General features: G+C 61.2%; 28 protein-coding genes. 9 read left to right on the top strand and 19 right to left on the bottom strand.

Going from position 1 to position 23658, the window contains the following annotated elements:
* Nucleotides 1-136: 136 nt before the first annotated feature.
* The 3 genes from GKE62_RS11255 to GKE62_RS11245 all read right to left on the bottom strand — a co-directional run bounded on the left by GKE62_RS11255 (nt 137) and on the right by GKE62_RS11245 (nt 1472).
* Nucleotides 137-445, bottom strand: a complete 309-nt coding sequence (locus GKE62_RS11255) for a DUF1971 domain-containing protein (protein WP_154692328.1) — start codon at nt 443-445, stop codon at nt 137-139.
* Nucleotides 442-810 carry a group III truncated hemoglobin gene (locus GKE62_RS11250; protein WP_230206652.1) on the bottom strand — a complete coding sequence of 123 codons (369 nt, stop codon included), beginning with the start codon at nt 808-810 and terminating at the stop codon, nt 442-444. The genes GKE62_RS11255 and GKE62_RS11250 overlap by 4 nt, the downstream gene beginning before the upstream one ends.
* A gap of 212 nt (nt 811-1022) precedes the next feature.
* A complete protein-coding gene (locus GKE62_RS11245; protein WP_154692327.1) occupies nt 1023-1472 on the bottom strand; it encodes a globin domain-containing protein in 450 nt (149 codons plus the stop codon).
* A gap of 42 nt (nt 1473-1514) precedes the next feature.
* On the opposite strand from GKE62_RS11245, the gene GKE62_RS11240 reads away from it, so the two are divergent.
* Nucleotides 1515-2009 (top strand): Rrf2 family transcriptional regulator, encoded by a 495-nt coding sequence (locus GKE62_RS11240; protein WP_154692326.1) that lies wholly within the window; start codon nt 1515-1517, stop codon nt 2007-2009.
* A gap of 151 nt (nt 2010-2160) precedes the next feature.
* Nucleotides 2161-2421, top strand: coding sequence for a hypothetical protein (locus GKE62_RS11235; RefSeq protein ID WP_154692325.1), 261 nt, complete (start codon nt 2161-2163; stop codon nt 2419-2421).
* A 429-nt stretch (nt 2422-2850) separates the two neighbouring features.
* Here the strand turns inward: GKE62_RS11235 and GKE62_RS11230 are convergent, their stop codons facing one another.
* Entirely contained in the window at nt 2851-4626 is a 1776-nt protein-coding gene (locus GKE62_RS11230) for a winged helix-turn-helix domain-containing protein (RefSeq protein WP_154692324.1), read from the bottom strand.
* A gap of 137 nt (nt 4627-4763) precedes the next feature.
* On the opposite strand from GKE62_RS11230, the gene GKE62_RS11225 reads away from it, so the two are divergent.
* The gene (locus tag GKE62_RS11225; protein ID WP_195908354.1) at nt 4764-5078 is read left to right on the top strand and encodes a UrcA family protein; all 315 of its coding nucleotides are present in this window, start codon (nt 4764-4766) and stop codon (nt 5076-5078) included.
* 451 nt (nt 5079-5529) lie between these two features.
* Nucleotides 5530-5772: a hypothetical protein gene (locus GKE62_RS11220; RefSeq protein WP_154692322.1), complete on the top strand. Its 243-nt coding sequence runs from the start codon at nt 5530-5532 to the stop codon at nt 5770-5772.
* A gap of 353 nt (nt 5773-6125) precedes the next feature.
* Here GKE62_RS11220 and GKE62_RS11215 read toward each other — a convergent pair whose 3' ends face one another.
* A complete protein-coding gene (locus GKE62_RS11215) occupies nt 6126-6566 on the bottom strand; it encodes a DUF1810 domain-containing protein (RefSeq protein ID WP_154692321.1) in 441 nt (146 codons plus the stop codon).
* A 156-nt stretch (nt 6567-6722) separates the two neighbouring features.
* Here GKE62_RS11215 and GKE62_RS11210 point away from each other — a divergent pair, with 156 nt between their 5' ends.
* Nucleotides 6723-6938, top strand: a complete 216-nt coding sequence (locus tag GKE62_RS11210) for a hypothetical protein (protein WP_370515996.1) — start codon at nt 6723-6725, stop codon at nt 6936-6938.
* A 108-nt stretch (nt 6939-7046) separates the two neighbouring features.
* On the opposite strand, the gene GKE62_RS11205 is transcribed toward GKE62_RS11210, so the two are convergent.
* Nucleotides 7047-7508 carry a hypothetical protein gene (locus GKE62_RS11205; protein WP_230206651.1) on the bottom strand — a complete coding sequence of 154 codons (462 nt, stop codon included), beginning with the start codon at nt 7506-7508 and terminating at the stop codon, nt 7047-7049.
* 130 nt (nt 7509-7638) lie between these two features.
* Between GKE62_RS11205 and GKE62_RS11200 the strand changes: the two genes are divergently transcribed.
* Together GKE62_RS11200 and GKE62_RS11195 are read left to right on the top strand one after the other, a co-directional pair.
* Nucleotides 7639-7830 carry a hypothetical protein gene (locus tag GKE62_RS11200; protein ID WP_154692319.1) on the top strand — a complete coding sequence of 64 codons (192 nt, stop codon included), beginning with the start codon at nt 7639-7641 and terminating at the stop codon, nt 7828-7830.
* A gap of 48 nt (nt 7831-7878) precedes the next feature.
* Complete coding sequence (locus GKE62_RS11195; protein ID WP_154692318.1) at nt 7879-8154, top strand: hypothetical protein; 276 nt, start codon at nt 7879-7881, stop codon at nt 8152-8154.
* A 298-nt stretch (nt 8155-8452) separates the two neighbouring features.
* Here GKE62_RS11195 and GKE62_RS11190 read toward each other — a convergent pair whose 3' ends face one another.
* The 6 genes from GKE62_RS11190 to GKE62_RS11170 form a co-directional block, all read right to left on the bottom strand.
* Nucleotides 8453-9424, bottom strand: coding sequence for an alpha/beta hydrolase (locus tag GKE62_RS11190; protein WP_154692317.1), 972 nt, complete (start codon nt 9422-9424; stop codon nt 8453-8455).
* Between the two features lie 21 nt (nt 9425-9445).
* The gene (locus GKE62_RS19020; RefSeq protein WP_230206650.1) at nt 9446-9766 is read right to left on the bottom strand and encodes a hypothetical protein; all 321 of its coding nucleotides are present in this window, start codon (nt 9764-9766) and stop codon (nt 9446-9448) included.
* 19 nt (nt 9767-9785) lie between these two features.
* Nucleotides 9786-10358 carry an SDR family NAD(P)-dependent oxidoreductase gene (locus GKE62_RS19015; protein ID WP_230206649.1) on the bottom strand — a complete coding sequence of 191 codons (573 nt, stop codon included), beginning with the start codon at nt 10356-10358 and terminating at the stop codon, nt 9786-9788.
* A 42-nt stretch (nt 10359-10400) separates the two neighbouring features.
* On the bottom strand, nt 10401-10811 hold the full coding sequence (locus tag GKE62_RS11180) for a MaoC/PaaZ C-terminal domain-containing protein (RefSeq protein WP_154692316.1): 411 nt from the start codon (nt 10809-10811) through the stop codon (nt 10401-10403).
* Nucleotides 10812-10825: 14 nt separating this feature from the next.
* Nucleotides 10826-11323 (bottom strand): MaoC family dehydratase N-terminal domain-containing protein, encoded by a 498-nt coding sequence (locus tag GKE62_RS11175; RefSeq protein WP_154692315.1) that lies wholly within the window; start codon nt 11321-11323, stop codon nt 10826-10828.
* Between the two features lie 106 nt (nt 11324-11429).
* Nucleotides 11430-12332, bottom strand: a complete 903-nt coding sequence (locus GKE62_RS11170; RefSeq protein ID WP_154692314.1) for a LysR family transcriptional regulator — start codon at nt 12330-12332, stop codon at nt 11430-11432.
* Nucleotides 12333-12436: 104 nt separating this feature from the next.
* Here GKE62_RS11170 and GKE62_RS11165 point away from each other — a divergent pair, with 104 nt between their 5' ends.
* Complete coding sequence (locus tag GKE62_RS11165) at nt 12437-13618, top strand: lipid-transfer protein (RefSeq protein ID WP_154692313.1); 1182 nt, start codon at nt 12437-12439, stop codon at nt 13616-13618.
* A gap of 67 nt (nt 13619-13685) precedes the next feature.
* On the top strand, nt 13686-15236 hold the full coding sequence (locus tag GKE62_RS11160) for an AMP-binding protein (protein WP_154692312.1): 1551 nt from the start codon (nt 13686-13688) through the stop codon (nt 15234-15236).
* 57 nt (nt 15237-15293) lie between these two features.
* On the opposite strand, the gene GKE62_RS11155 is transcribed toward GKE62_RS11160, so the two are convergent.
* From GKE62_RS11155 to GKE62_RS11125, 7 genes are all read right to left on the bottom strand, one after another.
* Nucleotides 15294-16061, bottom strand: a complete 768-nt coding sequence (locus tag GKE62_RS11155; RefSeq protein ID WP_154691773.1) for an SDR family NAD(P)-dependent oxidoreductase — start codon at nt 16059-16061, stop codon at nt 15294-15296.
* Complete coding sequence (gene hisD, locus GKE62_RS11150; RefSeq protein WP_154692311.1) at nt 16061-17392, bottom strand: histidinol dehydrogenase; 1332 nt, start codon at nt 17390-17392, stop codon at nt 16061-16063. Before hisD ends, GKE62_RS11155 begins: the two co-directional genes overlap by 1 nt.
* Before the next feature lie 142 nt (nt 17393-17534).
* Nucleotides 17535-17951, bottom strand: coding sequence for a GFA family protein (locus GKE62_RS11145; RefSeq protein WP_154693685.1), 417 nt, complete (start codon nt 17949-17951; stop codon nt 17535-17537).
* A 134-nt stretch (nt 17952-18085) separates the two neighbouring features.
* The gene (locus tag GKE62_RS11140) at nt 18086-18934 is read right to left on the bottom strand and encodes an acetoacetate decarboxylase family protein (RefSeq protein WP_154692310.1); all 849 of its coding nucleotides are present in this window, start codon (nt 18932-18934) and stop codon (nt 18086-18088) included.
* 170 nt (nt 18935-19104) lie between these two features.
* On the bottom strand, nt 19105-20667 hold the full coding sequence (locus tag GKE62_RS11135) for an MFS transporter (protein ID WP_154692309.1): 1563 nt from the start codon (nt 20665-20667) through the stop codon (nt 19105-19107).
* A 110-nt stretch (nt 20668-20777) separates the two neighbouring features.
* Nucleotides 20778-21086, bottom strand: coding sequence for a YciI family protein (locus GKE62_RS11130; RefSeq protein WP_230206648.1), 309 nt, complete (start codon nt 21084-21086; stop codon nt 20778-20780).
* A gap of 58 nt (nt 21087-21144) precedes the next feature.
* A complete protein-coding gene (locus GKE62_RS11125; protein WP_195908353.1) occupies nt 21145-23601 on the bottom strand; it encodes a TonB-dependent receptor in 2457 nt (818 codons plus the stop codon).
* Between the last annotated feature and the right edge of the window lie 57 nt (nt 23602-23658).

Here is a 23658-nt window from a genome sequence, read left to right as displayed (position 1 = left end):
AGCGATCCGACCTAAGAGTTGCCAGTCCGCTAACCTCCCCTTTTTGCCCTTGGGAAGGCACCGCCCCCCTCCTTTGCTCCAGCCGCGAGTTCGCCTTCCGCGCAACGCCTCGACGATTTAGAAGGGCACCAGGTGATCACCGAGGACCCACCGTCGGCTCCCCTCGAAAGAATTCCAAATGGAAACGGACGGGGCTGATCGGTTCGACGCGGTGCAGAATGGTTGGCTCCACGACGCCTAGCGCACTTTCCGGAGTAAGCACTTGCTCGGATGCGGGCCGTCGGGGATCGGTGACGACGTACAAGAGCTCGCCTTTCTCGACGTGGATTAGTCCCCACGTGCCATCCTTGGTCGAATGATCGTTCAGAAGTGCCCGCGGAATGGTGGCCGCGGTGAAGGTCTGCGTACGCTTGTAGCTCTGGAGCCCGGGCGGAAGCTTCGTCACGCGACAAGCCGGTCGCGCTGAAACTGCACCCCGAGCTGCAGGCTTTCGGCAATCCTGTGGGCCCTGTCCTGAAGCTGCCTTACCAGCTCTGGCGCAAGCAGCTCCTCGGTCGTCTGCCTCCACAGAGTGAGCCAGCGCGCAAAGTTGTCGCGGGTCATGTGGTCGGCATGCTTCAGGTGAGCGACCATCGGCTGTCCCTTGTAGCGGCCGCTGCTGAGCATCACCGAGGACCAGAACGCCTCCAGTTTGTCCAGGTGGTGGGGCCAGTCGTCAACGCCGCCCTCGAAGATCGGGCCAAGTACGACGTCGGCGCGAACCCGCGCGTAGAACGCAGGCAGGAGCCCAGCGATGTCATCCTCTGACATGTGAACCGCAGTCAGGGTGTACCGTCCATCCAAGTGGTTGACCTTTCCATGCGAGTAGACGGCTCCGCCACCGGCAATCAGCGCTGCAAAAAGTCGTGGCCGAGCGTTGAGCGCCGCGCGCGTCGAAGAGAATCCAGCTTACCGTGACCGCCCATAGGCGCTCGATGCGCTCTGGGTGAGGGTTGGGCGCGTTGGCCGGGTCTCCGCTCCCATCAGGCGGCCAGCCGATCTTCATACGCCTGCGCTTCGGCGCCTATCAGAATGTCAGCGAGCATCCAGTAAGCTTCACCCCATGCGGCTAGGACCTCGTCCGTCGCCACTTCGGCGCTCAACACGTCCCGGATCGCCGGCAGCAGCGCATTGGCCACGTTCGGGTAATGCTCGGGCTTCACCCCGGTCTCGACATGGCGTGCAACCATGCGCTGGACGGCCGTATTCAGGTTGGCGAGCTTGTCGATGTTCTTGGCATAGGCCAGAATAGCGCCCGCCAGGCGCCGGGGCTGCTCGCCGCTCGCCTGAGCTGCGCGATCGAACATCGCTTCAATCTCAGGGTCCTGGAACAACCTTGCGTACATCGCAGTGGTGATGGCCACGCCGTGCTGCTCCAGCAGGGGCGCGGTCGACTTTACGATCTCCATGGCAGCGGCAGAGGCGGTACGCATTGACTGTTCTCCTTTGTGGTATCCAAGATACCGGTATTAGCAGTGCTTGATTCGTGCAATGCAAAAATGCACATCTGCGATTGCATGCAGCTCACCCAACAAACGGACTTCGGATTGCGCTTGCTGATTGTGCTGGCGCGCAAGGGCGGCGCGGTGTCTCTCCCCGTGTTCGCAGCCGACCAGCGGCTTTCCTACAATCACGTGGCAAAGGTTGCTCAGCGCCTCGCACGTCACGGGTTCGTCCGCAGCCGTCGCGGTCGGGGCGGCGGCGTCGACCTGGCTCGCCCACCCGACACGATTACTGTGGGCGAAGTGGTTCGAGCAATGGAGCCGGGCATGCAGCTCGCCGACTGTGGCCGCTGCGCTATACGCTTCGACTGCGGCACAAGTGGCTATCTCGCGGACGCCCTTGCCGCTTTCATGGCCGTTCTCGACAATACGACTCTCTCACAGGCGGCGCACCCCGCGCGGACATCCTTCACATTGGCGCCTCCCGAAGCAGAAGCCAATGAACTGAGTGGTGGCATAGATTTTTAACGATCCGGCTGCCGTTTCTCGCGAGCCGGAAGCCTTGTGCGTCATGACGATCGGATGGCTGACCGTACGCCATCGGCACCATTCAGGACCCGATCAATGGCCATAATCTCAACGCATTCCCACTCAAGCGAGCGTCGGCTAAACTGATCGCATGGACCTGGACGACCTCCTCTTCCGCTACTTCGGCACGACCGACATGTGGCAAGTGCCGCCAAGCGCGCAGATCGCCGGTATCGAGCGTATCGAGGTCGACTTCTGGCTCGCGACTGATCGCGGCCATCGCTTTGCGCTGTGGGCGCTGCTGCATATGTTAGGGTCGGCACCGGACCTGGACGTGGCGTTCAAGGATGCAGGGGACCGCGAGGCCGCGCGCAATTTCCTGGACCTGCTTGCAGCCACCGGCGACGGCTGAGGCCCCGCCCCTCCCGCTTCATATAAAACCGATTGCGCAAACGGGCTCAATCGATGAGCCCCGATCAAGAGCAGAAAAGGGGCCGATAGCGGCAAGGGCGGTTTCGCTTCGCAATTCACGGACATCTGCAGGCCAACTTACGAGTCGGTGCAGCATAGAAGTGTTTAGCGAGCAGATGGCGCCGGGCGATCAATTCCAGGGCGCGCGATGCGCTCCGCGACCTAACAATCAGCAGAGGCGAAAAAATGCGCATGGATTGCACCGACATTCATTCGAGACCTAGCCACAGATATTCCGCAATTGGAGCAGCAAATCGGATGGTTTCTACCCCGCACTTATGAGGCGCCGCCGCGTAGTGCAGGGTTCCATTGCGGCGAGACGGGTTAGTCGGGCAGCACCTGCCGTTGAGCGCTGTCTCGCCCAACGGTGCTACAATACGATGAGCCTACCGTTATCCATGCGATGACCTTCCGGTGGTCCATGCACGGTCCAGCAAGGGATCAGACCGAGGCCTTCCACAATGGTCTGAAAGCGCGTGTCGCGCCGAAAATCTGCGAGGTCCCCGATCAAAAGGCTCGTAATGCTCCCCGTCGGCATTCGCCCGGACTGGTGCCAGTGTTCGACAAGACGGTGCGCCGTCACGTATGCCCCTTCTCGATCACCGAGCCGCTCCTGCATCGTAAGCAGCAAGCCGGGCGTTCCGGGATGAGCCCAGAGCGTTCCCGCGCGGTCTGCGGCCAACACCAGATCAGCCACCTTCGCCGCACCTCCACTGCGGTCACTCTCTTGCATGGCCAGAACAGCGTCGTTCATGGCCAGTCCGGCGCCGCGGACCTTCAGCTCTCGTTCGGCCCAGGTCGTGAGAGCTGCCGCCGCCTCGGGGAAGCGTCGCCGTGCCAGCGCGATTTCAAATCGCATGATCTCTACTGGCGGGCGGGCTTCCGGCTGGCCCCGAGCCAATGCCAGCTCAAGGTAGTATTCGGTCTCATCGATATCTGCGGCACAAAGCGCCCGCGCAAGATAAGGCCTTGGTCGAGCCGGTGCGATGCGGACGAGTCTATCGGCAAGGTACCTTGCGTGAGTGCGATAGCCCAGCGGGACGAACAGGTTGATGATCGCGCCGTCGGCGACCGCTCCATCCTCGAAGTCGACCGCCAACGCTCGCTCCATCTGCTCGATGGCGCTCATGAAGCGTCCCATTGCTGCGTCGACAAGAGCCACTATCTCGTATGCACCGGCAACCGATGGATCGAGTGCAATGGCCTTGGAAGCCGCGCGTCGTGCCTCGGCGAAACCGGCCTTCGGAAGAAAGCCCACGTTGGCCATTGCGTAGACCGTTCCAGCCAGCGAGGCCCAAGCCTTCGCAAATCCTGGATCGCGTTCAAGCGATTCTCTGGCGAGCCTCGCGCCCGACTCGAGACCTTCTGGCGTCAATTTGGCGGAAGCTGCCCGTGCTTCAAACAACAGACGCATGGCCTCTGGATCGCTCGTGTCGGGGATGCGTGGCCCCAGTTCGCGTTGGAGAGCGATGGTGAGCTCGCGCGCCAACTCCTCTTGAATGACCAGCAAATCACTGAGCGGCTTTTCGAAGGACTGAGCCCAGAGGTGGAACCCGTTTGTGGCGTCGATGAGTTGTGCAGTGATACGTACCCGCCCCTCCGCTACACGCACACTGCTCTCGAGAAGGGTAGAGACACCCAGCTCCGCCGCAACCTTGCGAAGGTCCCGGGCTTGGCCCCGGTAAGCAAAGCTCGACGTGCGCGAAGCGACTTTGAGGCCGCGTACCCCGGACAGTGTGGCAATCAGCTCTTCGGCCAGGCCATCGGCCAGATAGTCGTGGCACGTATCCTTTTCGAGAGAATCGAAAGGGAGCACGGCAATTGACGCTGCGCTTGGTTCGGCTTGTGCGAAATCGTCCAGTTCCAGCCGATAGCCGCGGCCGCGAACCGTGACCAGCCGCCGGGCTTCGGCGCCGAGCGCCTTCCTTACAAAGGAGATCTGGGCCTGAAGGGCGTTTTCTTCGACGATCAAACCCGGCCAAACCGCGTTGAAGAGTTCGTCCTTGGTAACAATTTCTCCCCTCGCTTCCGCAAGAGCGGAGAGCAAGTCGAGGGCGCGGCCGCCTAGCGACAAATGGCTCGCACCCGCGCGTAGCCCGCGCCTTGGGCGCAAGATCAAGGAGCCGATGCGATATTCCCCCTCCATCGAGGGGTAAAATACCTATCCGGCTTCGGCCGGTCCACCGCAGAAACCCTGCATATTTCAGCATGTTTCAGGCTTCTGCCAAAGCTTGGGGCTCCGCGATGGTGCACGTTTACCTTGTTGACCAAGGAGGAACTACCATGAAAGCCATCGTCAGGATGACCATTGTTGTGCTCGCGATCAGTGCGGCGGGAGCCCAAGCCAGACAGGCGTCCAGTCCAGTCGCGTACAAGGATCTTGACCTTAGTTCTGGTCACGGCCGGGCGATCCTGAAGGGCCGCATCAATCAGGCGATCGACCAAGTTTGCGGGCGACCAATCAGCTACGATCCTCCCGTCAACAATGCCATTGCGCGCTGTCGCCGTGAGACCGAACGACAAGCGCGCGACGATGTGAATAAAGTTGTCGCGCGGTCGTCACAGCAGTTTGACGAGCGCCTCGCTGGCAAGCGATGAGCAGTCGCGGCTGACCACCCTGGCCTACCGGCAGCAATGTCCGCGTCGGCGAGAGGTCGACCCCTAACTAGCGTCCCGTCACGCAGGATCATACCCGATTTGGGGCCGTTCTCCGCCTGACGGCTTTCAGACGGAGAACCGGGCCAAGCTGTCGGTCGCGTTACGGCCCCATCTCGGACTTCAAAACGCGCGTGATCGCTACTGAGCGGCTGGGCCGGTTGAGGGCACCCTATTCCCGTCGCCCGATGGTCCGAATGCGGCGGAGAGCTGACAACTGCTCGCTTGTCCGTTCTTATTGGAAGCAAGCCACAGGTTAAAATCCTAACCCTGTTTGATCACCAGCTCTTAGCTTGCGCGGCTCATCACCGGGTTGCAACCCTGAGAGTCTGCTCCGACCTTCACCCCCGAAGTGCCGGGGTCTTTCAGAGTTCGCTATCAAAGGGTCGCACCTATGGAATTCATCACCACCTGGTACGCAGGCGAGACAGCAATTAGCAGGGAGCGTGCGAGCACTTTCGCTGCCGGTCGCGATATCGCGAAATGCCGAATGGTTGCCCATCGCGTGCGATCAGGCGCAACGCATGTCCAAGTTCATTCCTCGGACGGTGCGGTATTGTTCGACTCCCGTGATGGCGGCGAACAATACCGCACCCCGACTGACCCTGGCGGCGAAGCTGATGCGCGCGATCGATAACGCGGCGCGAGCTGCAGAGCAGGTTTGAGCCGGCAGGAGCTAGTCGACGTTCGTTGTTACTTGGATCGAAGTGCGCGGTTCATCTAGGTGGGCTCAGGGCAAGCGCGCAATGGGATCGGATGCCGAGCGGTATTTTAACGGGTCCATGTTCCTAAAGCACACTGTCAGCACCCGGCCCTATTCTGTTGAAAAAGTCGACGAGAGCGACGCCCCGGGACAATTTGGGCAATAATATTTTAGCCACGCTGAGTCACGTGAATCATCTTTGCGCGAGGGCGCCTGCCTGAGTTTAATTATTGCCCGGCAAAACCAGCGCCGGACTTTTTCAACAGAATAGGCCCCAAACCTGCTTTTCACGGGATCGCCTTACTTACCTTGAGGATCTCGTCAGTTCGATCGTCAGCGGAGCCAAACCACCTGATCAGCACCGCGTCAAAGATTGGCCCGCCTTGCGCGCGCGCGAATAGCGTGAGTGACGACCTGAGTTTCATCGCATCGACTTCACCGAAAACGTCGACCGCCGACTTCGTCGTTAAGTCTTGAATGGCTTCGAGACACGCGCGCAACCTGCTCCCCAAGACCGGGTGCGCTAGGTACGCACGTGCTTCCTCGAGCGAGCCAAGTTCAAAACGTCGCGCCATCTCGCTGCATCCCAAGCCCCTCAGCTGAGGGAATATGAACCAGATCCAATGGCCTCGCTTCGCTCCCCGTCTGATCTCCGCCAGCGCAGTTGGATAGGTTTCTTCCTGAGCGTCGACGAAGCGCTGAAGGTCAAAGGGATCATCATTTGTCATGAATGTGCTGTGCTTCGGCTTTGGCCTGAGGACAAGCGTCCAGGCGATGAGCTTGTCCCTGCGCGGATCTGCGAGTCTGCTTCGCACGGGGAGTGATGGGGGGCCGTCGCTATAAATCTCGACGATCTCCTATCGCGCTACTTTGGCGTCAGCGACATGGCGCAAGTGCTCCCGACTACGCAAAGTGCCGGGATCGAGCGGATGCAAGTGGATTTCGGGCTGGAGAAAGATCGCGCCAGCCGCATCGCGCTGTGGTGCCTCTTGCACGTGCTGGGCGCAGAGCCCGGCCTCGAGGTGGGGTTTCCGGACGAAGCCGACCGCGAGGCGGCGCGCAACCTTATGGATCTGCTGAGCGCGGCGGGCGACGACTGAGATGGCGCGTTTAATGTAAGACTACTAAGTCTCGGGCAGGATACGTGTGGCCTCGATGGATCGCGGCGCTGCGGTGTTGGGCAACTACGGTGGCGCCCCCCCACGGGCCTACTTGGCCGTCACGATCTTTCTTCCCGACTTGTCTGCTTCCCTCGGTGGGATCGTGCGAATTATCGCCGCATATTCTGCTGTGAGGACAAAGAGCCAAAACTCGATCCCTGCCCACTCCACGGTCGTCACCCCTTTGACGAAATCGAGCACCAGGAACGCGATTGCCAACAGGCGAAAGAAAAGAAAGCTGATGGTGGGGACGTCGGCCCGGCGCGTGGCGCCGATCATCATGATAGCGCTCATCCCGCCCCAAAGAACCGATCCGAAGAGGGTTTCCGCAAGGTAGAAGCCGTCCAGGGCCGCGATGAACCAGAACATCCGCGAGACGGCGAACTGACTCTGTCGGGTGAGCTGGCACAGTTTTATAGTGGGAGGGAAAAAGAGCGTCCTGCCGATCCAGTGATCTACCTTTGCGAACGACATCGGGCCGTCATAGCCGCCGCAGCGGGTCGCGGCCATATCGGCGCTCCTGGTCGGTAGACGATCCAGCGGGAGATGACCTTCCGCGACAACGGCATCGCGGCATCCTTCCCCGTGGAACCCAAAGCCCGACCGTTCGCTTCTAGTGCGAAAGTCAAAGGAGGTTCGAATGCTTGGAAAACTTATGGGAGCCTATGCGGGAGCAAGGGCGGCCAAAGAAACGCGCGGGGTCGATCAGCCAGGCGGTGCCGTTATGGGTATGGCCGCGGTGGCGATTGCCCGCCGATTTGGACTCCCCGGGATGATCGCCGCGGCGGTCGGCGGGTACGCTTTGAAGCGCTACAACGACCGCCGCCGCTGACCGCTAGGCTTATGTCGGGGCGTTTCTCGAGTAGCGAGGGTCAAAAACATGCGAATATTGCTGCCCGTCCTGTTGATCGTTCCAAGCGGCTGCAATGTCGCGAACGACCCCGATAAGGATCAGGTTACGGTCAGATACGACGAGGCTCGCATAAAGAAGTCGGCGGCAGACACCGCCCGCGCAGCCAAGGCAGTTGGCACGGGGGTTGCCCATATCGCCAAGGGTACCGCTCGCGTGGTGAAGGATGAGGTCGGGGACGTCGATGTCGATGTAAAGGTTTCGCGCACTCGACCAGAGCCGCGGCCGACCGAGGCCAGGCGCTAGGCCGCCCCCAACAACTCTGATCCGACATCGGCGACTTCGAATCAGTTTGTCATAAAGGCCAAATGCGGCGGTTAACATAAGTCCGATTGTCTGCCCGACGCTTCAACAGCACTTTGTCCCCAACGGCTAGAAAGGGGCCGTTCACTGCCAAGCCGGTTTTCGCGCTGGAACCTCGCTTAGCTGACAGCACGCCAAATTGCTCTGCGGTAACAATCCAGAGGTTGACGGTAGAGGCGGTTCTCTAGTTACGCCGCCTCATCATTATCTGGAAAATGGACTGGTAGATGGGAAACGTAGATCAGAGATATCCTCGCAATCCGCGATTGAGCGCGTTGCGACTATCGCGCTCCCACCTTTTGATCACATCCGCCTCGGAAATCGACGCCGCGCCGTGATACACCCCAGGGTGGACATGGAGTTCGACTGGCACACCCCCACGTAAGAGACGGCGAGCATACTCGACATTCTCTTCCAGAAACAGGTCCAACGCACCCACTGCGAGATAGGTCGGCGGTAGGCCTTCCATGGCCCGCAGCCGCGATGGCGCAGCATAGTGCGAGACGCCAGGCGTGCCTGGCTCCTGTCCAAGATAGCAATGCCAGCCAAAACGATTGTTCTTCCGGTTCCAAACGAACTGGCCAACGTACGCATGTGGATCAGCAGCTGTCGTGGTGCGATCATCCAGCATCGGCGACCACAGGTGTTGGCAGGCAACCTGGAACTCGCCGCGATCTCGGGCAAGAATCGCGAGCCCCGCGGCAAGGCCGCCCCCGGCGCTAATGCCCCATAGCGCGATGCGCGTGCGGTCGATGCCGAACTCTCGCCCTTCGCTGCACATCCACCGCAGCGCAGCGTAACAATCCTCCAAGGGTTGTGGGAATGGATGCTCCGGAGCGAGACGGTAGTCGACGAAGACCAGTACCGCATTGAGCGCCAACGCCCACCCGGCCCGCTGAGCCGCCATCTGCATGGCCGAGCCGCTAACGAAGCCTCCACCATGCAGACAGCAGATGCCGGGCAGGACTTCGGCACTTTCCGGCCTGCAGACGAACAGATCGATACTGCCCGATGCGACCGGAAGTGAGACGCGATGTTCGCTCAAACCGGCGATCGCAATCTTTTCGTCTCGGCCGAAAGAAGCCCTGCGCAAGTCGGGTAGGATTTCGCAGGTCAGTTCGATATCTGGGAAAAGAGCGAGTCCGGCTCGCAGCTGCGGGTCGACCCTGTGCACGTCTTCGACCTTCGGTTCAGGCGCCATCTTCAACTCCATGAGCAATGGCAGCCCGCAGGGCTATTGCGGCGCAAGCGCGAGATCGCGCCCCAAGCGCTCCTGGATACCAGTCTTCGCTTCCTGCAGCTTGGAAGCGTGACGGCTACCTTCGAACGACGTCGCTTCACCCCATCGCTCAGCCAGCTGTTCGGAAGAGAAGTCATCGTTGAAGAACACGCCCTGGGTCTGTTCCCAGCGGGTTTGTGAAACCCAGCCACCACCCACTTCGAAGAGTTTGCCGGTGGTCGGACAGCTTTCGTGGGCAAGCAGGATCACCGCCGGAGTAACATATTCGGGCTTCAGTGCGTCGGTGACCTCCTTGGGCAGCACACCCTCGGTCAACCGCGAACCTGCAGTGGGGCTAACCGTGTTCACTAGGATGTTTCGTGGCCCCCCCCTCAATCGCCAACGTCTGGGCGAGGCCAAACAGGCCCAACTTGCAGGCCGAGTAGTTTGCCTGGCCGAAGTTGCCATAGATGCCCGCGATCGAGGTCGTCATTATTACGCGGCCATATCGCGCCTCGCGCATGTGGGGCCAGGCTGCTCGGGTCACTTTGAAGCAGCCGAGGAGGTGAACCCGGTAGACCAAATCCCAGTCTTCATCGCTCATTTTGGCAAAGGTCGAATCGCGCAGAATTCCAGCATTGTTCACAACTACGTCGACCCGCCCAAATACATCCAAAGCCCCCTGAACGATCTTTTCACCATCCTCCACGCTATCGGAATTGGCATAGGCCTCCCCGCCCTCGTCACGAATGCGGGTGACAAGGCACTCGGCGACTGAGGTGCTGCCGCCGCCGCCTTGCGCACCGCCGCCCAAATCGTTTACCAAAACCCGTGCTCCGCGCCGTGCGAACTCGAGCGCGTGCGATCGGCCGAGGCCCTGCCCGGCGCCAGTGACTACGACAACGCGCTCGTCGAACCTCATGGACATTCGAAGATCTTACCTTTCCCCGCTCAAGACACGGGCACTGCATCAATCGAGCGCGACGATCGCCTCACCTGAAAGGGTCGTGACTCCACCCGCAGTTTGCGCGAACACCGCGATTCTCGCGAGCCGCTCGCCGTCCTCCTCGAAGCATTCGCTGACCGAGGCGTGGCAGGAGACAACATCGTGGACGTGGGTAATTGCCGTGAAACGCGCACCGAACGAACGGAGGCGGGCGGCACCGAAGCGCTGGGTCACCACGCGAGTAAGCACGCCGAAGGATAGCATGCCGTGCGCGAACACGTCGTCGAGGCCGGCTTGACGGGCAAAATCGAGATCGATGTGCACCGGGTTGTGATCGTCTGACGCGCCAGCGTAGAGCGCTAGCGTCGTTCGTGAAATCGGCCCAAACCGTATTTCCGAGAGCGTGTCGCCGGCCCTGATCCGATCGGTCGCCATCATCCGCTCCCGCGTCATCCGAACTTGTGCAAGAGTGTGCGGCGCGCTCGGATGAGCGGCCCGCGCTCGTGATGGGCAACCACGGATTCGAGCGTGACGAACTCCATCAGCCCCCCCTTCCTGTCATAGAAGTCGAGCACTCTGGTTGAAAACGTCACACTGTCCCCGGCATAGACGAGCCCGTTGTAAGAATAGTGCTCGTCGCCATGAAGTAGATAGCGAAAGTCGCAGCCGGCCATCTCGATCGCGCTTGCCTCCCCCTGGCGCCGGAGTTCTTCGTTGGCGATTGCTTCGACGACCATGAAGAAGGAAGGGGGCGCCGCGATGTCTGGATGACCCATGGCGTGCGCCGCAGCCACATCGTTGAAGAGCGGATCGATCTGTCCAAGAACGCTAGCGAAGGCACGGATGCGCCCACGCTCGACCTTAACGCACACCGACGCCGTCTCTGCGCCTTTCGCCTCGCGTCGAAACCGCCCTTGACGAATGTCTTGCCCGCTCGTTTCGGCCATTTCGCTCGCTTCCGTTCATCCCGGAGAGGGGCACCAACTGCGCGGCACGGTGGGGCTATCGGCTTACGGCGTCCAATTCATAATGATGACAGACCATTCAATTTAATCATTGTGCCAAGGGAAATGCCCTTGTGAGAGTGCCGATTAAGGCGCGGGTGGCAGCCTTGGGCTCCCAGCGTACCCGGACCGCGCAGCACAAAGGCGCGGTGGGGAACAGGTCAAGGCCCGCGAGCAATTGATAGCGCTCGGCAAACTGAGGCGACGCGGCGTGAGATCGCGCAACCACGCCTACAGCGTCAGAGGTTTCGACGATGCTTCGCACGATCGGGAAAAAGTCTGCGCGATGGACCCGTTCATGCCAGTCGATCCCCTGCTTTTGGAAGATGTTGCGGATGATTTCACCGTAAGGCCGGGAATCCGAGGGTGAGACGAAGTCGTACCGCGCAAGGTCGCGCAAAGTTGGGCCCGACACGCCGAGCAGGGGATGCCCGCGCCGCACGAACAGTGCGACATCCAGGCTGCCCATCGGCTCACGCCTTAAATCCGACCATTCGCTGAAGGCGGCGTTGTAGCCCACGGCAACGTCGATCGCACCCATCCGCAAGTGTTGCACGATCGTCTCGAAGCCACCGCTGCTAATGTCATAGCGGATGCCGCGATGCCTACGCAGCAAGCTGGCCAGCGGTTCCACAAGCCCCCACTCGAGCGATGCGGGGCAGATCCCGATGCGCAGGACACCACTGTACGGGTCCTTGTTTCCCGCCCCGCTTCGCAAAAGTTCGCGGGCGTCCTCGAGCAAACGCGCGGCCCGGGTGATGAAGTCGCCGCCCTTCTCGGTCGGAATGACGCCCCGAGGCGTGCGATAGAAGATCGGAAAGCCGACCTCCCGTTCCAGCGCGGCGATGCTCCTCGTCACCGCAGACTGAGTAACGCCAGCTTCTTGCGCTGCTGTCGTGAATGAGCCGGTACGCGCCACAATCACAAGATAGTTCAGGCGGGGATCGAGCATGACTATTCTTATCGAGAATACAAACGGTCTTCAATGAATTTGCCTTCGGCGCCCAAGCGCCACATTCGGATTCTTCTTTTGCGGTGAGGTCGGAGATGACGAGCATGGATCGCGAAGTGCTGGTTGCCGGTGTGGGAATGATCCCGTTCGCCAAACCCGGCAGCAGCGCGCCTTATGACCAGATGGGCAGCGAAGCCATCTGTCTCGCGTTGGCCGACGCCGGTATCGGCTACGATCGCATCGAGCAGGCCTATGTAGGCTACGTGTTCGGGGCAAGCTGCGCGGGACAGCGCACGGTCTATCGCGCCGGCATGACCGGAATTCCAATCGTCAACGTCAACAACAACTGTTCGACAGGCTCGACTGCCCTCTTTCTTGCCCGCCAGGCAGTGGAAAGCGGAGCGGTCGAGTGTGCGCTGGCGGTCGGCTTCGAAGAGATGGAGCCGGGCGCGCTTCCATCGATGTTTTCCAACCGCGTCAGCCCATTTGCGGACTTTGACCGTGAGTGCGACGCGCTTGTCGACGTCGACCTTCCGCTCGCGCTGCGCTATTTCGGGGGCGCAGGCAAAGCGCACATGGAGCGCTACGGCACGACCCTCGAGGACTTTGCCAAAGTACGCGCCAAGGCCAGCCGCCACGCCGCGTGCAACCCGCTGTCCGTCTTCAGGAACGTGATGACAGTGGAAGAGGTTCTTGATGCGCCAGTGATCTGGCCGGGCGTCATGACCAAGCCGATGGCCTGCCCGCCGACGTGCGGCGCGGCCGCTACTCTTCTCGTTTCGCGCGACTTCGCGCAGCGAAACGGCCTTGTGCCGGGGGTTCGTATCGCCGCGCAGACAATGTCGACGGATCGCCCCGTCACGCTCGAAGCGCACGACATGATCGAATTGGTCGGCAAGGACATGGCCAAGCGCGCCAGCCGTGAGGCCTACGAGTCCGCGGGTGTCGGCCCCGAAGACTTCCGCGTCGTCGAGCTTCATGACTGCTTCGCGCACAACGAGGTCATCACCTACGAAAACCTGGACCTTTGCCCCGAGGGTGGAGCCTCGCAGTTCATCGCCGACGGCGATAACACCTACGGCGGCCGCGTCGTCACCAACCCATCCGGCGGGCTACTGTCGAAAGGCCATCCGCTTGGCGCCACCGGCCTCGCGCAGTGCCATGAACTCACGCATCAGCTGCGCGGCACGGCGGGTCCGCGTCAGGTCGAAAACGTCAGGCATGCCTTGCAGCACAATCTCGGCCTCGGCGGGGCGTGCGTGGTGACGATCTACGAGCGGACCTAGAGGCGCAGCGTCTTCGCGGCCGGCGTGATCCGATGCCGTCAATCCCGAATTTTCGAAGGAAGAGGTGATGGAGCGAGAAGGACCGACGGGGGACAAGCACAGACCTTACGCGCTTCTCGGAACGAAAACGCCGGACAAGGCTGCAGTCGTCCTGGGATCGGGTGCTCGAACTAGCCATGGAGAACTGGAACACCTCGTCAACAAACGCGAGCATGCGCTTCGCCAATGCGGATTGGTCGGTAGCGACCGGTTCGCCTTTCAGCTCGAGAACAGTGTCGAGTTTTTGGCGACCGCTCTGGCAGGCCTCAGGATCGGATTGGTCGTCGTTCCGTTATCCACCCTGCTGACCGCGACCGAGGTTGCCTTCATCGTCGCAGACAGCGGCTCGAGACTGCTGATCGTATCGACCTCGGTGAGACAGAGGTTCGAAGAGCTCCTTGCACTGCCGGGCCTGCCGCGCACGTTCGTCGTTGGAGGCGAAATCGAGGGCCTCGAATCCTGGGAAAGCCTTTGCGCGAACCAGCCGGATACTCCCCCGGACAATGAAGCGCCGGGGCGCGAGATGCTGTACTCGTCCGGCACCACGGGCAAGCCCAAGGGCATCGTCTATCACGCCACCGATGTCGGGCGGGTTGGCGGCGTCTCCGAGGCCGTCATGAGTGTCGCGTCCAGGTTCGGCCTTAGCGACGAGACGGTCTATCTCTGCCCCGCGCCGCTTTACCACTCAGCGCCGTACGCTTGGGCAATTGCGGTCATCCGCCTCGGTGGAACCCTCGTACTCATGGAACGATTTGAACCCGTGCAGGCCCTGCAGCTCATAGAGCGGCACCAGATCAACGTTGCGCAGTTCGTGCCGACACACTTCGTCCGCATGTTGAAATTGCCAGATGAGCAGCGGCATGCCTTTGATCTCTCGTCGCTCGACCTAGTCATTCACGCCGCCGCACCATGCCCGGTCGAGGTAAAGCGCAACATCATCGAATGGTTGGGCCCGATTGTTTCGGAATACTTTGGCAGCAGCGAGCAATCAGTGCTGACCATGATCGACACTCCGCAATGGCTTGAGCGCCCGGGTTCGGTCGGCCGTTGCGTGACGGGAGCACTGCGCATCTGCGACGATTTTGGTGACGAGGTTCCTGCGGGAACCATCGGAACTGTCTATGCCGACGGCGGCATGCGGTTCAGCTACCATAACGATCCGGAACGTACGGCAACAGCTCATCACGCCAAAGGCTGGTCGACCGTCGGCGACGTGGGGTATCTCGATTCTGAGGACTTTCTCTATCTGACCGATCGCAGCTCGTTCCTGATCATCACGGGCGGAGTGAACGTCTATCCTCAGGAGATCGAAAATCTCCTGGTCACACACCCCACCGTAGCCGACGCCGCAGTAGTCGGAGTGCCCGACGACGAAATGGGAGAGATAGTCACCGCCTTCGTCCAATTGGTGAATTCTGGCCAAGCGACCCCGGAATTTGCCGCAGAGCTTCGAACTTGGCTTCGCGGGCAACTGTCAGGCGCCAAAGTACCCAAGCGCATTGTTTTTGCCGATGACCTCCCGCGTCTGCCGACAGGAAAGATGAAGAAGCACCTTCTTCTGGAGCGCATCGGCGCCTAGCAATTCGCTAGTGAAACCAGGTGCCTGTCCGGGCGTACCGGTCATCCAGGAACTTCGCTATTCCGCGGTCCATCCGCCATCGACGATGAGGCTGGTTCCGGTGACCATGGCGCTGGCATTGGCGGCGAGATACACCACGGCGCCCATGAGGTCTTCGACCTTGCCGATCCGGCCCAGCTTGATCTTGTCCAGCACCGAAGAGCGGAATGCCGCGTCTTCGAAGAAGGGCTTGGTCATCGGGGTTTCGATGAACGTCGGAGCGATCGTGTTGGAGCGGATGCCATGCGCCGCCAGATCGAGCGCGAGAGCCTTGCTCATGCCCTCGAGCGCCCACTTCGAGGCGCAGTAGAGCGAACGATTTGGGCCGCCGACATGCCCCATCTGGCTGCCGATGTGGATCAGCGAACCGCCGCTGCGCTCGGCCAGCATCCGCCGCGCGCAAGCCTGGGTGACGAAGAACGTGCTCTTGAGGTTGAGATCGAGCACCGCGTCGTAGTCGGCCTCGCTGACGTCGGTCATCGGCTTGGGCCGATTGGTCCCGGCGTTGTTGACGAGCACGTGGAAGGCGGGCCGCTCAGCGAAGAAATCGGCGACCGCGGCGAGGTTAGAGACATCCAGCGCCGCCGCCCGGGCGTTTCCGCCGGCCTTGCGGATCGCCGCCGCCCCGGCTTCGATCTCGTCGCCCGAGCGCGCCACGAGTGTCACTTCGGCCCCCGCCTCGGCCAGCGCCGCGGCCAGCGCCAGGCCGATCCCCCGCCCCGCCCCGGTGACGAGCGCCCGGCGCCCGTCGAGCCGGAACGATGGCGTGACTGGCAGCGCAGTCATCAGTCCGCCGTCGCCAGCAGCGGCTCGGCTTTGCCTGCATAAGCCACCTCGCGATGGCCATAGCGCCGCACGCGGATGTTGGCCTGCTCGCCGTGGCCGGCGAATCCTTCGAGCGCGCACAGGCGGCTGCAGTATTCCCCGATCATCGCCGACGCCTCGTCGGTCAGGACGCGCTGGTAGGTGCAGGTCTTGATGAACTTGCCGACCCACAAGCCCCCGGTATAGCGCGCCGCCTTCTTCGTCGGCAGCGTGTGGTTGGTGCCGATCACCTTGTCGCCGAAGCTGACGTTGGTTCGCGGCCCCAGGAACAGCGCGCCGTAGTTGGTCATGTGGTTCAGGAACCAGTCGGGATCGCGGGTCATCACCTGGACGTGCTCGGAGGCGAGCGCGTCGGCGATGCGGACCATCTCGGCGTCGTCTTCGGCGACGATGACCTCGCCGAAGCTTTCCCAGGCGCGACGCGCGATGTCGGCGGTGGGCAGGATCGTCAGCAGTCGCTCGACTTCGCGCATCGTCTCCTCCGCCAGCTTGCGGCTGGTGGTGAGCAGGACCGCCGGGCTGTCGGGACCGTGTTCGGCCTGGCCAAGCAGGTCGGTCGCGGCCAGCTCGCCGTCGCAGCCGATCTCGTCGGCGATGACCAGCGTCTCGGTCGGACCGGCGAACAGGTCGATGCCCACCCGGCCGAACAGCTGGCGCTTGGCCTCGGCGACGAAGGCGTTGCCCGGACCGACCAGCATGTCGACCGGAGCGATGCTCTCGGTCCCCAGCGCCATCGCCCCGATCGCCTGGATACCGCCGAGCGCATAGATCTCGTCGGCCCCGGCCATGACCTGCGCCGCGACGATCGCGGGTGCGGGCTTGCCGCCGAACGGCGGCGCGCAGGTGATCACCCGCGGCACGCCGGCGACCTTGGCGGTGATCACGCTCATGTGCGCCGAAGCGAGCAAGGGATACTTGCCGCCGGGCACGTAGCAGCCCGCCGCGCTCACCGGGATGTGCTTGTGGCCCAGCACCACGCCCGGCAGCGTCTCGACTTCGACGTCGGTCATGCTCGCGCGCTGGATCTTCGCGAAATTACGCACCTGCGCCTGCGCGAACTCGATATCCTTCAAGTCCTGACCCGAAAGCTGGTCGAGGCAGTCCTGCTTCTCTCGGCTCGTCAGCGCGTAGCTCTCGCGGTCCCAGCCGTCGAACTTCACCGACAGTTCGCGCACCGACGCATCGCCACGCCGCTCGATGTCCGCCAGCGTCGCCTCGACAATATCGCGAACCTTGCGGTCCGCGTCCGCCTTCGCCTCCGCATCAACCCCGCGCTTCAGATATTCGGGCATCGGTTCGCCTCCACATCAAACAGGCAATGCGCCTGTCGTAGTCCATTTTTTCCGCAATCATGTCGAAGCGCCGATTGCTCGCCAGGAAGATACTTGGTGTGCCGGCGGTCGGGCTCCGGCGCTTGGCCACCCTTGCGCACGGTCATTGACCAATCAGGGGCGGATTTTCGTCAAATCTCGGAAGATCGCCGCCGAGTTCGAGCCACGGTTGAGCGCTCCTCCTCCAAATCTCAATTTGCGGCTGAAACGTTGAAACATCGTCCAAAGTGCCGGCTTTGATGTATCTCAATTCAGGCATTGCGGAAGCGTCCGAAAACATCGGGGAACCACACTGAGGACAAAACTTGCGAACGATCGTCCCCCCTGCTTCGCTTGTGTCGGCAAAGACTGCGCGTTGGCCATTCACCGTGACGGCGCCGACAGGTACTCCCACGATTATCGAGAAAGCGCTCCCACCCTGGCGCTGGCAGTTCCGACAGTGGCAGATTGCCGAAAGAACAGGCCCGGCCGAGGCCGAATAGCTTACCTGGCCGCACAAGCATCTGCCCGTAAACGCCATGTCCTTCATGCCCCGCCGATGTGGATGCACGTGCCACCCGAGGCGCCGCGAAACGCGTCGACTGGCGCGCAACAGCGAAGACAAAACCACCCGCAGCCCAACGCAAGAGGCTGCGATGCGCGTTCGCGGAGACGTTAGGCAAGGATGTGCTGATCGAATGCATCGGCATAAGTCTTTCCCTCCATCACGACGGCACGCATCGGGGAAATCTGCTCGAGGTCTGCGAGACGCTGGATGATATGATACTGCGTGGGCATGTCCTGCCACGTCGGGCGGTTGAACCGAATCTGGCCATCGCCGACCCTTACCAGCGGCTGCGGCTGCGGATCGGCGAGGTTCGATGCGCCTGGCAGCGGGGTCAGGGTGAGGTAGTCGGCATCCGCGACAGCCCAATCTCCCGATCTGGGAATGTACTTGTGGCTGATCAGGCCAGCACCGGCCTGCGACTGAAGATCCGCGATTGCTTGCTGATCCGGCTCCGATCCGCAGCTCACCTCCATCTCAGCAAAAGTGAAGCCCTCCCAGCTTGCACGGATGGAGGTTGTGTTGCCCCAGCGGCGCGCCGGGGGAAGCTGGGCGTAGAGCTTGGCATGCCCAAGCTGCTCGCGTCCGGTTACGATCGGGTCACAAAGGTTTTCCCACAAGACTGCCTGAAATAGGCCGTCGACGACGTCGCCACCAGTACCGGAACGGTGGCGAACAGGGATGATTACCGAAAGGATGTTGTAGCCCCGGCCAGCCAGCCACGGTATCTCGGCAAGCTCGAAGAACTGCACGAAGACGGTGGGCTCACCCCGCAACTCGAGTCCTTTGGGAAGCAATGCTCCAACTTCCGACGCACGACCTTGAAAACCGACCAGGTATCGCGTGAAGCGTGACGGACCGTGACTGAAATCGACATCGTTGGGCGCCTGACGCGGCCCGCCGGCGGGACCGAAGCAACGGGGCATCAGGTAAATCTTCGGTTCGCGACCATAATCCATGTCAAAGACCTCGCTAGATCGTCAGAAGCGCATCGCCGGGTACTGTCCGGATTTGCGGTAATGGAGGTTCGCAAGTGGCCCCGTGCGTGCCGCTTCGACGAGGAGAGCTTCCCTAACCCAAACAATGCGGCCTGATGCGGTTGCCCACGTCATCATGGCAATTCGGGTGCTCACCGCGCTGTCGGGGCGGTTGCGCCACCCAATTCGCCAAGGGTGTATGCGTGAGCTCTCGGACCGCCAGTGTCGGCGGATCCTTGCAGGAGATCGGGGCTTGGAGCGCTTCCAGCGACTTCGAGCCGGTCCTCTACGCTGTCGCCTAGCTTGAGCGTCTTGAGATGCGTTTCAACTCCCAGGAACGCGAACGCGAACCAAACCAGTAAGCCGCAACCCGCGAGAAACGCAAATGCCGGTCCGGCGGCGTCGATCGTGGCCTGTGGCGTGAGGAGATTGTCTGTCCCGGCAATAAACGCGAGAACCAACGGGCCCAGGATCTTCCCGATCCCGTTCGCGGCTTGACCGACCCCGCTGCCACGCGCGGCGAGATGCGCGGGGAAGACCTCGGCTGACAAGGGGCCCAGATTGGATGCGCCCCCGTCGAAGAACAGCGCACCGATGCAAAGCAGGACGACAATCAGCGGGAATCCCCCGATAGACTCCTGGAAGAAGAGAGAGACGGCTCCCAACGCGAGCGCGATTCCGAGACCGGTGATTTGTCCGGCAAGCCGACGTCCCAGCCACTGGGGCAAAACGGCGAAGAAGATCCGCCCGGCGAGACCCGCCAAACTGACCGCGATGTAAAGCTGCGCGGCACGGGACGCATCGACACCGAGGATCAGGGAAAGGATCGTCGGCCCCCACAACAGGACACCGTAACTCGCTACGCTGAACCCAAGCCAGGCCAACGCCACAAACCAGAAAACCTGGGGCTCGGAATAGACTTCGGAAAGTCGAGCGCCACCCGACTGACGAGCGATAGCTGGGGGTTGTGCAACATGCTCAACGGGCAGATCAAGCAAACTCGAGGCGGCCTTTCGCGCATCCTCGGCTCGCGAGCGAGACATCAGCCAGCGAGCGGACTCGGGCACCCATATCAAGACCGGAACCACCAGCACCAGCGGGGCAAACCCGACCAGCGCCAAGCCCCGCCATCCGATCGATGGCAACAATGCCGACGAGAGGAGTGCCGCTGCAAAAACGCCGAGACTTCCGGGTATCGCCACCGAGCTCGCCAGCACCGTTCGGACCCGCACAGGCGTCAACTCGACCGCGAGCGTAATCGAGCCAATACCGGCACCCGCCATGCCCAGGCCCACCAGGAAACGAAGTGCGGTCAGCGGAACCCAGGCTCCGTCGGGCACAAAAGCTATCGCCCCGCTGGCCGAGCCGCATATTGCAATACCGCAAACCAGCATGAACTTGCGACCGATCAAGTCCGACAGAACGCCCCAGACGAGCGAACCGACGACCGATCCGATGCCGGCGCTGATCAGGATCACGGAAGTCTCGACAAAGGTCAGCTTCCAGGCCGGGCCGATGACCGCAATGATGAATCCGACGATCACAAAGTCGAAATAGTCTAGCATGGCGGCGGTCGTGATCATGCCGATGGCGCGCCAATACCTCATGTTCAGAGGTGCCGTATCGAGCACCTGCACAAGGTTTGGCTGCGCTGGTCCGCGGCTTTGCGCCATCATGTTCCAACTCATCTCACAAAAATGATCGACACCACGCATCCGGCCAGTTGTCGGGGCCGATCGGCTTGTCGCGGTGACGGCTCGTAAATCGAAGCGTGCGGTATCGGCCTCGCCAGCAAGCACCGAGATCGGAGCATCGCGTGCGCTGCCTAACCAACTACCCAATCCTCGATTTGAGGTCGGTGGCGAGCCGGGACGAACTCCACGACCCGAGATATTCGAACCTTGCCGTCACGGACGAACGGCTCGCGTTCCATAAGCTCGTTAAGCAACGTGCGAGATGGAGCGCGAGCGATCACAACCCCGGTGTCCGCAGGGACTTCCGGCCCGGAAAGTAGATAATGGCCATCGTCGTAGGCTTGCTGGACGTAAGCACGATGTTCAGCGACCAAGTCGGACAGCTTTGTCAGCTCCGTAAACGGTATCGAATATTCACCTTGAACAAAGAAATATTTCATTCCGATCTTCCTTTGACGAGATGGGATCATGTAGTATCGCTGCTCAGGAGCTTGCGATCTAGAAATCGAGCTGCACCGTTGCGCCATAAGTGCGCGGCATCCCGGTCAATCTTACCGTCACATCGCCGCCACTGTTGAAGTTTACCCAGTAGTACGTGTTCGTAACGTTCCGAGCCCAGAACTCAACTTTCCAATTGCCGCCATTGGGAGCAATGCCGGCGCTCAGATCCAGCAATCCATATGATTTGATCGCAATCGAGGGTGCCCGTGCGGCAATGACGGCCGACTCGCCAAACGAGGTTACGGTGGCGCTCTGGTAGGAACCTCGCGCCCCGAGATACCCTGAATGGTGATCGCCCACCGGCAGATCCACGCGAACGCCACCCGAAGCGGACCATTTCGGCGTGAACGGAAAATGCTCTCCCTTGAAGTTCACCGCGTTCCCGTAGACGTCCGTGTTGGGGAAATCGGACTCAACTCGTGAATTGAGATAGGTCACCGCGCCATCGAGAGTGAGGTCCGCTATCGGTTTCCAAACGACGCTCGCCTCCGCGCCAAATTCGCGACTCTTGGGAATGTTCACCAAGCCTTGGAGCGCCCCGAAAATCGGATCGATGAACCTCGCCAGAAGCTGTTTGTTGCGATAATCGTAGTAGAATACGCTTCCGTTGAACTGCAGCGTGTTTCCGAACAGCCGGGTCTTGATCCCGGCCTCATAGTCGATCACGGACTCCTGCGTCACGGGGCGCAACTGGGCTGCCGTGGTCGCAGTCAAAATGGGAGACGCAGCCGCCTTGTAACCGCGGCTTACCAAGCCGTAGATCAGGGTGTTGGCGGTCGCTTGCCACTCGAGCCCGAGCCGCCAAGCGATGTTGTCCTCGTTGAGGGTGGTGCGGAAATAGCCCGACGGGCCACCTTTGGAGAGTACGGTGATGCATTGGCCGCTGTTAGCCTTGCCATCGCCAAACACGTTGGTGATGAGCAGTTCCAGTTGCCGATCCGTCGTCCCGACGCATCCGCCGAAATCCGACTTCACATCGGTGTAGCGGGCGCTGCCGTTGAGCTTCAGATCGTCGAGAAGCGCGACGGAAACGCTGCCGAAGATCGATTTTGTTTCGGTTGTGTTGTTGGCGTAGGAAATTAGACGGTGAAACGGTGGATTGCCGCCAACCGAAGGCGGGAACCCGGAGAAATAGCTGCCGGATTGTGTCGTGTACTGGTCGACAATTTGGTTCGACTTGTCATGGACATAGCTCCCGCCGAGCTGCCATTTCACGAAGCCCTCACCCAAGCCCCCATGGGCGCGGATTTCCTGAAAGAAGGAATCTACCTCGCCAGTGCTCAACCTGTTGTTTGCCAAGAGGGCGACGCCGGCGTTATCGATCTCGTCGGCCTGTGTGTAGTGCTCGAAACTGGTCAGCGAAGTGAAACCAAGCCCCTCGTTGACCTCCCAGTTCAAGCGCAACGCTGCCTGACGAAAACGTTGATCAAGCTCCGGATGGGTGCCCGCGACCCAATCGGCCGCGCGGTTCCTGCGCGGCGAAAGCGGTTGCTGCAAGATTTGCCTGAGCTCGGCCGCATAAGCGGGCATCGCGGCCACCTGAGCAGGTGTGGGCTGGTTTTTGCCGGCTCCGAGCCCCACGAACTGTGGCGACTTCACGAAGAAGCCGAAAAGCTGCTGGGCTTGCGTCTCTGATCGGTCCCGCCAGCCGTTGAGGTTCAGAAGCGCGCTGAAGTTCGCGCTGGGTTCCCATTCCAGCAGCACTCGCGCCTGCTGCATGTTCTTATCGCCAAGACGATCGTCGCGCGTGTTGCTGCGCTGCCAAGCCCCGCCAAGGTCCGTCGCCAGCGCGATCCTCGCCTTAAGCGATGGCGCCAGGGGACCGCTTACGTAGCCATCGAAATGGACTGCGTTAAATCGCCCATACGTCGCCGTCACGCCCGCGCCAAACTCCTCGCCGGGCTTGTTGGCGATGAAGTTTATCGCTCCGCCGGTGGCGTTCTGCCCGAACAACGTTCCTTGAGGGCCTTTCAGAATCTCGACGCGCTGCACGTCGAGCATCGCGCCCTTTGTCATCACCGAGTACGCGTAAGGAACTTCGTCTTGGTAGACGCTCACCGTCGGCGGCGCCTGAATCGAATTATCGTTGTATCCGACGCCGCGGATCGTGAAGATCGGCGTGCTGTCGAAGCTCTTGGCGTATTGTAGGCTTGGTTCCAGCTTGACGAGTTCGGTCACGGTTGTGATCCCCCTCGCGACAAGCTCATCGCCGGTGGCCGCGGTGATCGGTAGGCCAACCTTGGACAGAGCCTCTGATTGCTTGCGGGCGGTTACGATGATTTCGCCTTGCGCCTCGGTGTCATCCGCCCCCATTGCCGAAACTTCGGGTTCGGCCACAGTTTGGGCGTGAGCAGGGGCAACCACAAATGTCGCGCAAGACAAGAGCCAGACGCGGATGGCTGTCGTAAAGTCAATCGACCGCCGTGATCCCTTTGATGCATCGATCGACTTCATTTTCCCCTCCATTATTTATCGTATTTGATAAGATCAGAGATATTCGGTCTTGCTTCT

It is taken from the genome of Novosphingobium sp. Gsoil 351 (assembly GCF_009707465.1).
Classification (GTDB): Bacteria; Pseudomonadota; Alphaproteobacteria; order Sphingomonadales; family Sphingomonadaceae; genus Novosphingobium.
The sequence above is the reverse complement of the archived record's forward strand: the minus strand, read 5'-3'. Positions and strand labels throughout refer to the sequence as shown.

Excerpts from the sequence above, each read along its gene's own strand:
- GKE62_RS11250 (WP_230206652.1), bottom strand. The coding sequence starts at position 810 with ATGTCAGAGGATGACATCGCTGGGCTCCTGCCTGCGTTCTACGCGCGG.
- GKE62_RS11245 (WP_154692327.1), bottom strand. The coding sequence starts at position 1,472 with ATGCGTACCGCCTCTGCCGCTGCCATGGAGATCGTAAAGTCGACCGCG.
- GKE62_RS11235 (WP_154692325.1), top strand. The coding sequence starts at position 2,161 with ATGGACCTGGACGACCTCCTCTTCCGCTACTTCGGCACGACCGACATG.
- GKE62_RS11230 (WP_154692324.1), bottom strand. The coding sequence starts at position 4,626 with ATGGAGGGGGAATATCGCATCGGCTCCTTGATCTTGCGCCCAAGGCGC.
- GKE62_RS11225 (WP_195908354.1), top strand. The coding sequence starts at position 4,764 with ATGAAAGCCATCGTCAGGATGACCATTGTTGTGCTCGCGATCAGTGCG.
- GKE62_RS11220 (WP_154692322.1), top strand. The coding sequence starts at position 5,530 with ATGGAATTCATCACCACCTGGTACGCAGGCGAGACAGCAATTAGCAGG.
- GKE62_RS11215 (WP_154692321.1), bottom strand. The coding sequence starts at position 6,566 with ATGACAAATGATGATCCCTTTGACCTTCAGCGCTTCGTCGACGCTCAG.
- GKE62_RS11210 (WP_370515996.1), top strand. The coding sequence starts at position 6,723 with ATGGCGCAAGTGCTCCCGACTACGCAAAGTGCCGGGATCGAGCGGATG.
- GKE62_RS11205 (WP_230206651.1), bottom strand. The coding sequence starts at position 7,508 with ATGGCCGCGACCCGCTGCGGCGGCTATGACGGCCCGATGTCGTTCGCA.
- GKE62_RS11200 (WP_154692319.1), top strand. The coding sequence starts at position 7,639 with ATGCTTGGAAAACTTATGGGAGCCTATGCGGGAGCAAGGGCGGCCAAA.
- GKE62_RS11195 (WP_154692318.1), top strand. The coding sequence starts at position 7,879 with ATGCGAATATTGCTGCCCGTCCTGTTGATCGTTCCAAGCGGCTGCAAT.
- GKE62_RS11190 (WP_154692317.1), bottom strand. The coding sequence starts at position 9,424 with ATGGAGTTGAAGATGGCGCCTGAACCGAAGGTCGAAGACGTGCACAGG.
- GKE62_RS19015 (WP_230206649.1), bottom strand. The coding sequence starts at position 10,358 with ATGTCCATGAGGTTCGACGAGCGCGTTGTCGTAGTCACTGGCGCCGGG.
- GKE62_RS11180 (WP_154692316.1), bottom strand. The coding sequence starts at position 10,811 with ATGGCGACCGATCGGATCAGGGCCGGCGACACGCTCTCGGAAATACGG.
- GKE62_RS11175 (WP_154692315.1), bottom strand. The coding sequence starts at position 11,323 with ATGGCCGAAACGAGCGGGCAAGACATTCGTCAAGGGCGGTTTCGACGC.
- GKE62_RS11170 (WP_154692314.1), bottom strand. The coding sequence starts at position 12,332 with ATGCTCGATCCCCGCCTGAACTATCTTGTGATTGTGGCGCGTACCGGC.
- GKE62_RS11165 (WP_154692313.1), top strand. The coding sequence starts at position 12,437 with ATGGATCGCGAAGTGCTGGTTGCCGGTGTGGGAATGATCCCGTTCGCC.
- GKE62_RS11160 (WP_154692312.1), top strand. The coding sequence starts at position 13,686 with ATGGAGCGAGAAGGACCGACGGGGGACAAGCACAGACCTTACGCGCTT.
- GKE62_RS11155 (WP_154691773.1), bottom strand. The coding sequence starts at position 16,061 with ATGACTGCGCTGCCAGTCACGCCATCGTTCCGGCTCGACGGGCGCCGG.
- hisD (WP_154692311.1), bottom strand. The coding sequence starts at position 17,392 with ATGCCCGAATATCTGAAGCGCGGGGTTGATGCGGAGGCGAAGGCGGAC.
- GKE62_RS11145 (WP_154693685.1), bottom strand. The coding sequence starts at position 17,951 with ATGGCGTTTACGGGCAGATGCTTGTGCGGCCAGGTAAGCTATTCGGCC.
- GKE62_RS11140 (WP_154692310.1), bottom strand. The coding sequence starts at position 18,934 with ATGGATTATGGTCGCGAACCGAAGATTTACCTGATGCCCCGTTGCTTC.
- GKE62_RS11135 (WP_154692309.1), bottom strand. The coding sequence starts at position 20,667 with ATGCGTGGTGTCGATCATTTTTGTGAGATGAGTTGGAACATGATGGCG.
- GKE62_RS11130 (WP_230206648.1), bottom strand. The coding sequence starts at position 21,086 with ATGAAATATTTCTTTGTTCAAGGTGAATATTCGATACCGTTTACGGAG.
- GKE62_RS11125 (WP_195908353.1), bottom strand. The coding sequence starts at position 23,601 with ATGAAGTCGATCGATGCATCAAAGGGATCACGGCGGTCGATTGACTTT.